General features: G+C 58.6%; 6 protein-coding genes. 3 read left to right on the top strand and 3 right to left on the bottom strand.

Features of this window, described 5'->3' with window-relative positions; all coding sequences use genetic code 11:
* Positions 1-212: 212 nt before the first annotated feature.
* A complete protein-coding gene (locus AB4043_RS04040; protein ID WP_442300979.1) occupies positions 213-698 on the bottom strand; it encodes a hypothetical protein in 486 nt (161 codons plus the stop codon).
* Between the two features lie 434 nt (positions 699-1,132).
* Positions 1,133-1,621, bottom strand: coding sequence for a heme-degrading domain-containing protein (locus AB4043_RS04035; RefSeq protein ID WP_442300978.1), 489 nt, complete (start codon positions 1,619-1,621; stop codon positions 1,133-1,135).
* Positions 1,622-1,684: 63 nt separating this feature from the next.
* Between AB4043_RS04035 and AB4043_RS04030 the strand changes: the two genes are divergently transcribed.
* The 3 genes from AB4043_RS04030 (at position 1,685) to AB4043_RS04020 (ending at position 7,885) form a co-directional block, all read left to right on the top strand.
* Entirely contained in the window at positions 1,685-2,893 is a 1,209-nt protein-coding gene (locus tag AB4043_RS04030) for an MFS transporter (protein WP_442300977.1), read from the top strand.
* A gap of 433 nt (positions 2,894-3,326) precedes the next feature.
* On the top strand, positions 3,327-6,542 hold the full coding sequence (locus AB4043_RS04025; protein ID WP_442306540.1) for a vitamin B12-dependent ribonucleotide reductase: 3,216 nt from the start codon (positions 3,327-3,329) through the stop codon (positions 6,540-6,542).
* 323 nt (positions 6,543-6,865) lie between these two features.
* On the top strand, positions 6,866-7,885 hold the full coding sequence (locus AB4043_RS04020; RefSeq protein WP_442299328.1) for an aldose epimerase family protein: 1,020 nt from the start codon (positions 6,866-6,868) through the stop codon (positions 7,883-7,885).
* A gap of 177 nt (positions 7,886-8,062) precedes the next feature.
* On the opposite strand, the gene AB4043_RS04015 is transcribed toward AB4043_RS04020, so the two are convergent.
* Positions 8,063-9,697: a nucleoside hydrolase-like domain-containing protein gene (locus AB4043_RS04015; protein WP_442299327.1), complete on the bottom strand. Its 1,635-nt coding sequence runs from the start codon at positions 9,695-9,697 to the stop codon at positions 8,063-8,065.
* Positions 9,698-10,115 lie beyond the last annotated feature (418 nt).

Below are 10,115 nucleotides of genomic sequence, written 5' to 3'. Positions count from 1 at the left end.
ATCATGAATATCCCATCCGCAAAGCCTGGGGGAATGTTCAGCGCACTGGAAGTTGTGGCTGGGCTGGAATTTTCTGTTGCGTTCTGGGCAGCAGGCCTTTGAGTACTTTCGGTCATGACAAAACTCCTCTGTTACGTCACGGTTGGCTTGGGTAGCGGATGCAGGAAGAAAGAAGGTGACCGTATAGGCGACGGTATCTGGGGGTACTCTCCTCAAGAACTCAGGATCGGCAAGACACTCTCGCAGACACCCTGTATCATTTGCAATTGTCCGTAAATGGATCCGTTCGATTCGGGCAGCAGACTGTTGCACATGTCCTGGATCGCGGTGAATCCTTGCTTAGGGCTTGATGCACTCGGATTTAGAATCGCAATGCAGACAGACAGGATCGCTTGGATCTGCCCCCTAACGTCTTCGCTGGATGCGAGCAGCAGATTTACGCCACAGATGCCCTGAATCGTACTGAACCCTGGCGCAGTGGCTGGTGGGTCAGTTGCCATGATCTGAGAGATTTCGTGGCAATACGTCTTGATTCCATCCAGATAAGCCGGAACTTCGATTCCTTCGTAGCTGAACTTGGTTAGGCTGTCGTAGAGACTCTGAATCATGGCGAGTCCATCCGGAAGGCTTGGCGTGCCGATCGAACCAGCAAGAGCGGCATCGAGTGTGTTCTTGGGGGTGGGAATGTTTTCGGTCATAACGGATCTCCACAGTTGCGTTATTCAATGGATTGGGTAGGAAGCAGAAGGGGGAAGACGAATTGACTGCAATCGTATCCGGGTGTAGCCCGGATTGGTCTGACGAGACTGCTCTCCTTATAAAGCACCGTGGCTTCAGACGTCCAACGGTTCACCCCGGCAATAAGCCCCACGCATCTTTCGAATGCTCCTGAGAGTCGTTCGTAATCTCGTATAGCAGAGGGCGCGCTGCGCGATACCCAACTGAACGCCGGTGGTGCACCAGGGCAAGAGAAAGCGTTAGAGTAGCAAATTTCTCCGCTGCGCTTCACCCCGGTCGCTTCGAAATGACAAAAGGCAAAGAGGGCCGTTCGAGCTTCGCTCGAATGTCCCTCTCACGCGCCACGTGAATGGGGCACCCGGTGTGTGGGTTCGTTATGCGGTGTATGGGCTGTCTATATTTCCAGACCGGGGGCGGTCACGCCGAGAATCTCCGCCACCGCGGTAACAACCGTCTCGTGGTCTTCCGGCTGGGTCAGGCCGCTGAGGACAATGGCTCCCAGGCAGCCTGAGCCGCGCAGCGTGAGAGGGAATCCGCCGCCGTGTGCGGCGTACTCGGCGAGCGTGAGTCCCTGGCGCACTTCGAGGGTCGTGTTCTGCCTTGCCAGTTCCTTGCCGACTCGGAAGCTGGATTTGGCAAAGCGAACGACGGTATTGCGCTTGCGGCGCACCCAGTCTTCGTTCCCTGGAGCCACGTTGGGAGTCGCGGCGTAGAAGAGCGTCTGACCGCCCATCCAGATGCCAAAGGCGGTTGGACGGCTGTCCTTTGCGACCAGAGTGCGCAGGCGGCTGCCCAGCTCCCAGGCCGTATCGGCGTTGAAGGTGGAGAACTGCAAAGCGGCTTCCTGCTCGGTAATGATCCGGATCTCGTCGTCGAGTGTCATAGCTTCCTATAAAGTTATCTCGTGCCCGACAGTGTAACGACCCTCAGCCCTGGGATTTCCGGCGTGGCTGTACCTGCCCCCGCTTCCAGTCCCGTGCGCCGCTGGCTGCCTGCCATCGCCATGCTGTTGCTGTCGTTCATCTCGTATGTCGACCGCAGCGTATTGTCGATCCTGTCGCCGACCATTCTTGCCGATCTGCATCTCTCGGCGCAGCAGTACGGCGAGGCGATCCTGGTCTTCTCGCTCTGCTACATGGCGGCGAACCCCATCTGGGGATGGGTGATGGACCGCAAGGGACTGTTCTGGACCTGCTTTGCGGCCGTGGGGCTGTGGTCACTGGCCTCCGGTAGCCATGCCATGATGACCGGCCTGCTGACGATGAGCGTTTTCCGCGGCGTGCTTGGCTTCGGTGAGGGAGCGACCTTTCCTGCCGGTCTGAAGACAGTGAGCGAAACCCTCCCGGCGGAGCAGCGGTCGTTCGGTCTGGCCCTGGCCTACAGCGGAGGCTCCCTGGGCGCGGCCCTGACTCCGTTGATCGTTACGCCGCTGGCGATCCATTACGGCTGGCGCGCTGCCTTTGTCTTTACCGCCGTCGTCGGAGCGTTGTGGCTGGTTCTGTGGCTCGGCCTGCGGATCGCCGGTATCTACCCTCCAAAGCATGCGCAGCCGGTGGACGAGGCGGTTAGACCCGTCTCCCGCTGGAACCGCGATCTCTTCGCTACGGCCGCGATCTATGGACTGGGAGCGGCTCCACTGGCTTTTGGGCTGTATGCAACGCCGTTGTACCTGTCGCGGGTACTGCACGTCTCGCAGGCGTCTCTGGGACACCTGCTGTGGGTGCCTCCCGCGGGCTGGGAGGTGGGCTACCTGGTCTTCGGTCGCTTGAGCGATCTGCGCCGCCGCCGGACCACCTCGCGGCCGTTCGGTGTCTTTCTCTTCCTGATGGTGGCCAGCTTCCTGATCACGGTGGTGCCGATGTTTACCTCGGTGCCGCTGGTGCTGACGCTCTTCTTCCTGGAGATGTTCTTCGCCGGCGGATTCGTCGTCTTTGCCCTGGCGGATGGCGCCAGTGTGCAGCCCAAGCAGAATGCGGCTTTTCTGGCTGGATTCTCGATCTCGAGCTGGGCGCTGCTGACGGGATTGTTGCTGCCCTGGCTGGGCCGCCTGTTCGATCAGAAACACTACTCGGCGACCTTGTGGATTGTGAGTCTGTGTCCGCCGGTGGGTGTGGCGCTGTGGCAGTTGCTGCGACGGGCTGAGGCTCATCGGTAGGGAAGAAAACAGGTATTCGCGTTTGGTGCGAAAACCATGTCCCCAAGGGACACCTGGCACCAGTGCATGAATAGCGTCAGCCGGGCCACTTTTCCACCCAAAGGACCCCTTTTCCGAAGGCGCAACAGGCGTAATCTCACCCGAGTGCGGTGTTAACCGGACTGTAAACTTCGCTTCTGGCGTGGCTCTTTCCGAACTTCCACAGCGAATTTGGGCTGATTTCGAGCCCTGGGTCATTTCGGGCCGCGATTCGCAGGGTATTCACAAAGCAACTACAATAGATTGTATATGCCGATTGACATGCCCTACAGAGAGCGTTACTTTCACATCTGCTTCCTTTTTCAGGGGCCCGGCAAGTCGCTAAGAAATAACGGAAGCGAGCAGTCCCAAGATCTGTACAAGAACATCTAAAACGTCTCCTAGGAGTTCCCCTATGGCTGAAAATCGTAAGGCCGCTGCTGTCGCTGACTCTGTCGCCGCCTCGGCCCCTGTTGCAACCAAATCTTCCACCAAGTCTGCCCCTGGGTTGACCTGGCAGCGCTATTTCTCCAAGCCCGGCGTCAGCCCCTATGACGAGGTCGTCTGGGAGAAGCGCGATGCCATCATTCAGGACTTCAAGGGCAAAACGATCTTCGAGCAGAAGGACGTCGAGGTGCCCGCTGACTGGTCCATGACCGCGACCAACATCGTCGCCAGCAAGTATCTGCATGGCCAGCTCGGAACTCCGGAGCGTGAGACGGGCGTGCGCCAGCTGGTGAGCCGTGTGGCGGAGACGATCCGCGACTGGGGCATGAAAGACGGCTACTTTGCCAGCGACGAAGACGCCGCTGTCTTCCATGACGACCTGGCGCACTTGCTCATCCAGCAGAAGGCTGCCTTCAACTCGCCGGTGTGGTTCAACGTCGGCTGCGACCGTCTGGAGCCGAACTCCGACGCGCAGAACTGGCACTGGAATCCGCATGCCTGCGCCATTGAGTTCTCGGTGACCGGCTACCGTAAGCCACAGTGCTCGGCCTGCTTTATCAACGCGGTGAATGACTCGCTGGACTCCATCCTGACGCTGGCCAAGACCGAAGGGATGCTCTTCAAGTGGGGATCGGGCACGGGATCGAACCTCTCGGGCATCCGCGGTTCCATGGAGACGCTGTCGGGCGGTGGTACCGCCTCCGGTCCGCTGAGCTTCATGCGCGGCTTTGACGCCTTTGCCGGCGTCATCAAGTCCGGCGGCAAGACCCGCCGCGCGGCGAAGATGGTGATCCTGAACGTGGAGCACCCGGACATCGTGGACTTTATCGAGTGCAAGCAGAAGGAAGAAGCCAAGGCCTGGACGCTGGTGCAGGCCGGTTATGACGGCTCCGGCCCGGACTCCGAGGCGTACTCCTCGATCTTCTTCCAGAACGCGAACAACTCCGTGCGTGTGACCGACGAGTTCATGCATGCGGTGGAGCGCGATGGGCAGTTCGCCACGGTGACGGTGAAGGACCGCAAGCCGGTCAAGGAGTATCGCGCCCGCGACATCATGAACAAGATCGCCGAGGCGACCTGGCAGTGCGGCGACCCGGGCATGCAGTACGACACCACCATCAACCGGTGGCACACCAGCAAGAACACGGCGCGCATCAATGCGTCGAATCCCTGCTCGGAGTACATGTTCCTGGATGACTCGGCCTGCAACCTGGCCAGCTTCAACCTGTTGAAGTTCCTCACGCCGGGCGGACAGTTCGATATTTCGGCCTACCGCGCGGCGATCCGCACGGTGATCACGGCGATGGAGATCCTGGTCGACAACTCCGGTTATCCGACTGAGGCGATCGCGAAGAACTCGCATGACTACCGTCCGCTGGGTCTTGGCTACGCCAACCTGGGCGCTCTGCTGATGGCCTTTGGCCTGCCGTATGACTCCGATGCCGGCCGCGACTTTGCCGCGACGCTAACCGCCATCATGTGCGGCGATGCCTACTGGCAGTCGTCACGCGTGGCTGAGCTGTGCCAGCCTCTGGCTGCCGCGACTCCGCTGACGCAGTCCGCCACCCGCGAGGGCGGCGCCTGCCCCGGCTACTATGTCAACCGCGAGCCGTTCCTGGATGTGATCCGTCTGCACCGCGCCAGCGTGAATGAGATCGGCAAGTCGAAGAGCTCGGAAGAGGGCTTCGTTGCTCCGCAGCTCGATGAGCTGATCGCGGCCAGCAAGGACTCGTGGGATGGCGCTCTGACCCACGGCGAGAAGTTCGGCTACCGCAACTCCCAGGTGACCGTGCTTGCCCCGACCGGMACCATYGGCTTSATGATGGACTGCGACACCACSGGCATYGAGCCKGACCTGGCYCTGGTSAAGTWCAAGAAGCTSGTYGGCGGCGGCATGATCAAGATCGTGAACAACACGGTTCCGTCGGCCCTGTTCAAGCTGGGCTATGACAACGACCAGGTGAACTCGATCGTCAGCTATATCGACTCGACCGGCACCATCGAAGGTGCGCCTGGCATCAAGCCGGAGCACCTGGCGGTGTTCGACTGCTCGTTCAAGCCGGCCAAGGGCACGCGCTCCATTCATTACATGGGCCACATCAAGATGATGTCGGCGGCGCAGCCTTTCCTTTCAGGCGCAATCTCGAAGACGGTGAACCTGCCGCACGACGCCACGGCGGACGATATCGCCGAGGCTTACATCGAGAGCTGGCGTCAGGGCCTGAAGGCCGTGGCCATCTATCGGGACGGCTCGAAGGGAGCGCAGCCGCTGAACGTCTCTGCCTCTGATGGCAAGGCGAAGAAGGAGGGCATCGCCGACAAGGCGACTGCCGCCATCAACGCTACGGCTGAGCCGGTTGTCGACCCAGCCGTTGTTGCTGCGAAGGAAGCCCGCATCGCGACGCTGGAGACACAGGTGGCGCAGCTCATCGCGCAGTCGAACCAGAATACCGATGCCACCGACGCCACGGCACCGCCGCGCGCCGTACGGCACCGTCTGCCGGCTGAGCGTGCTTCGGTGACGCACAAGTTCGCCATCGCCGGACACGAGGGCTACATCACGGTCGGTCTGTATCCGAATGGAGCTCCGGGCGAGATCTTCATCCGCATGGCCAAGGAAGGCTCAACGGTTTCGGGCCTGATGGACTCCTTCGCGACGGCAATCTCACTGGCGCTGCAGCATGGAGTGCCGCTGAAGGTGCTGAGCGAGAAGTTCGCGCACACCCGCTTCGAGCCCTCGGGCTGGACGGGCAACGAGCAGATCGGCTACGCGAAGTCGATCATGGACTACCTCTTCCGCTGGATGCAGCTCCGCTTCCTCAGTGGGCAGCAGCTTGACCTCTTCCAGGGCCTGGCTCCGGCGAAGGCTGTGCCGGTGACAGGAGCGATCGAAGGCGAGCAGGCCACGGTAGTACCGAGCCTGTCGGCTGAGGTCTATGGTCCGCGTACCACGCCTCCGATCGAGGGCATTGCTCCCGATCCGACGGCAACCGGTGCCGTTCCCATGGCGAGCTATGGCGTGGAAGACCGCGGCATAGCGAAGACCGTTCACGCGGCCGATGCGATGAAGAGCATGTACGACATGGGCGATGCCCCGTCGTGCTCCACCTGCGGAGCCATCATGGTGCGCAACGGTAGCTGCTATCGCTGCATGAGCTGCGGTTCGACGAGCGGCTGCAGCTAGGACTGGCCGTCCAGGCAAATGCGCTTCACGCAAAAACAGAAAGCCCCGCCGTCAGGCGGGGCTTTGCCTTAGAGCATTTCTCCTGTAGGTGTAGTGCAGGGCTAGTGCCTCTATGGGCGTTTTCCGCAATGAAAACGCCGCCGCACGCTCCTCTCGGGATACCCAGCAACAGGAAAAATGCTCTAAGCTAGGCAGGATCGCAAAACCACCGATACCCATGTGTGGAGGCTGCCATTCCTCGCTATTACCGGATTTCTCAATCTCTTATCGTAGTCATCTTGTCACTCCTCTTCTGGACCTCTCGTTTGGCCGGAGAAGTTGTCGTGTCGAACGAGAACTGGGGGCATCTGCCAGACGGGCAACCCGTCGAACTCTTTACGTTGCGCGATGGACCGCTAACCGTTCAGATCTCCAATTATGGTGCGCGCATTGTGGCGATACGCGTACCCGATCGCAGTGGTCGGACCGGAGACATCGTTCTTGGCTTTCCAAGCCTAGAACGTTATCTCGAGCCGCGTAACTCGGTCATGGGAGCGACTGCCGGAAGATTTGCAAATCGAATCGCACAGGGCCGCTTCTCCCTCGATGGAACGGAGTACACCATCCCCATCAATAACAATGGAAACGCACTCCACGGAGGGACCGTAGGATTCGACAAGAAGATCTGGAGTCCCCGCATTGTCAAAGATGGTGTGGAGATGTCGCTTGTGTCACCCGATGGCGATATGGGATTCCCCGGCAATCTCTCTGTTCAGGTGACCTTCACCCTGGTGAGGTACCGCCGCAAACCGGCACTCTCGATACAGTACCGCGCAACCACAGACCGCACCACTGTGGTCAACCTGACCAACCATGCGTATTTCAACCTGTCGACGTCGGGCCAGGAACCCGTCTTCGAAGACATTGCATGGATCGATGCGGCCCACTACACGCCAGTGGATGCAACCAGCATTCCAACTGGCCAAATCGAGAGCGTGCACGATACGGCCTTCGACTTCACGACCCCTCACTCAATCGCGGACAAAATTCCTGAGCGTGGCTACGACCAGAACTTCGTTCTCAATAGCCATCGCCGCAGTTCACCAAATGCTGAAGTCAAAGATCTGAAAAGCGGCCGGACACTGCAGGTAATTACGAATCAACCCGGCTTGCAGTTTTACGTCCCGCGTTTCCCTGCTCCGCCGACCGGAGCCCGACGATCTGGCATAGCCGCCTTCTGCCTGGAGACACAACATTTTCCCGATTCTCCAAACCGGCAGAACTTCCCAACGACTACGCTGCGACCAGGGCAGATATTCCGCTCCCAGACGGTTTATGTCCCGACAGTTGATACGAAGCATTGAATTTACTTCGCAATCCGAACGCGAATGAAACCGAGTAGAGGGCTGGCAAAGAATCGTCATAAAGATGCCTCGCCTAAACAGAGCGGAGTGTGTGCTCAGGCGAGGCATGGACAGAAACGATCAATCCCTTCTCGCAGCGGTGCCTAACCTGCCGCGCGAAGAGATGAACCGGGAGCCCTACCGCACGGTAATCACAACGCGCTGGTACTGTGTCAGGGCCGGCGTGCCGCTGTCAGTTCCTTCTAGAATGACGTGGATCGTATCGCCAGCCTTCGCGTCCGCAGGAATAACGATATTGGTTTTGAGCGCTTCCGGGCTGTCAATCCGGACATTGCCTGCATAGGAACCCGCATCCTTGTACTGCCACCACTTCACCTTGACGCTGTCGTGATCAGGATCCGATGCGGCGCCTTGAAGGGCCACGGCGCTCCCCGCTTTGGCAGTGAGGTCGAGCGGGCCCTTCACGGTCACTTTTGGTTCGTGGTTGGCGTCCTTGAAATTAGGTGTGACAGACCACTTCAGACGAGCCGCGAAGTCATTCTGTGAGGCAGCAAAGAATCTATTATTCAATGCCAGAACCTCAGGGGGCAGCGGCGACCGCCTCATCCCTTGCGGCCGAGCCTGTGGTGCTGGGGCATTGGCAATATCGGGTACGTTGGGATTCTTCTGACCCTGCGCCGCGAGTCCAGGGGCAAAGCCCGCATCATCCGGAGGCAACGGCCCTTGAATCGGGATGAAGTTCAGCATCGGTCCAGCGCCATCCCGCCAGATTCCTCCCCAACCGCCCCAACGCCCATTCTGCGCTCGCAGACCATTGTTGAGGAGATTGAGGAAAGTCGGAGTGTCTCCCTCGCTGATGAACGAGTCCTTCTCTTGAGCCTGACGCCCCATTTCACGCAGTTTGTCTGCAGTGAATCCAAAGGTGTCGGTCGGATCCATGACGACACCGTCCTGCCACACACGATACAACGCCCCTAAAGGTCCTTGATTGAGAACATTCTCTCTTGTCCACGGACCGCTGATATAGACCATGTTCTCTGGCGAGAGTGAACCTCGAATGCCATAGCCGTATTCAACCATCGCCAGCGACCACTCGGCTACGTCCGGCCAGTTCGGCTTGATGTAGCTGTTATATGTCCCGTCCTGGTCACCGAACGGAATAATCACCAGCTTGTGCGATATCTTTTCCCTCACGCTCTGCCACTGTGGCTTATCGTGACATTCCATATAGATTGAGCGCAGGGCGCGTGCAATCGTGCTTTGCCCGCCTTGCGCCGTAACGTACAGCGGACCCGGTTTGTCATCCATGAGAAGAGACTTGATCAAATTCGAGCCATCAGTGTCCTTTGAAAAGTCGGCCTCAAACTCGACGTTGCCCCACTTGATCTTGGACTTCAGCAACGCCGGATCCGGATACTCCGGATTGTGGACTTTCAGGTTCTTGTAGACCTTCGCGTACGCATCAACGATATGGTCGATGAAGGCCTCTTTCTCCGGGAAGGGCCATCTGTACGTAGTGCAGCCCTCTGGACACGTCTTCGCGCGGGCTACTCCCCATGCGGGACGGAATTGCGTCGTCCCTTTGCCATCACCCTTCCAGTGAAACGTTGACTCCTGGTAGACCAGCCCTTCCACATTGAAGTCAGTTGTATAGAGGATCGCGCGAATCAGCGTGTCGTTGTCATCCAGTTCTGGGTCCGCGGTGATGACGATGCGAGGCTTGTTCGCGAACGTAGATGGCCGTTGCGCCAACGCGTCCACTACTCCAAGAGTGCCCAACAACAACATCAGGTAGAACTTTCTATTCTTCATAATCCCTCGATCTTCGATGTTYGTTTGATTCCAAGTTTGCTCAGATCAATCTGATTTATCCCAAAGCATGCAGATTGGCCCGGCACCAACCGTCAGAAGGAGACTCGCAGGGAGCCTTGCATGATTCGTGGTGCTCTTGCGGCACTCACTTGTTCGAACGTGGTCTTTGCTTTCAACATGACTCCTCCTGAACGAAACAGGAGCCAGCATATGAATCCGAGATTTCCCTGTCAACGTATTACTTTCAATACTGCATAAATATGCCATTCGCGGCCAAGCAGTGCCTGCTTCTTCTCCAAACAAGGACTGCATGTTTATGCTAAATTGATTAATTTTCTTGTCGGAGCTACGCTTCAAAGCAGGGCCCTAATAGGCGTCAAAGATTGCCCTTGGCAAATAGATTTGAACGAGGTTCTCT

Source organism: Terriglobus sp. YAF25, from assembly GCF_052113305.1.
In the GTDB taxonomy this organism is placed as follows: domain Bacteria; phylum Acidobacteriota; class Terriglobia; order Terriglobales; family Acidobacteriaceae; genus Terriglobus.
Note: the sequence above shows the minus strand (reverse complement) of the source record. Positions and strands in the feature narration are given on the sequence as shown.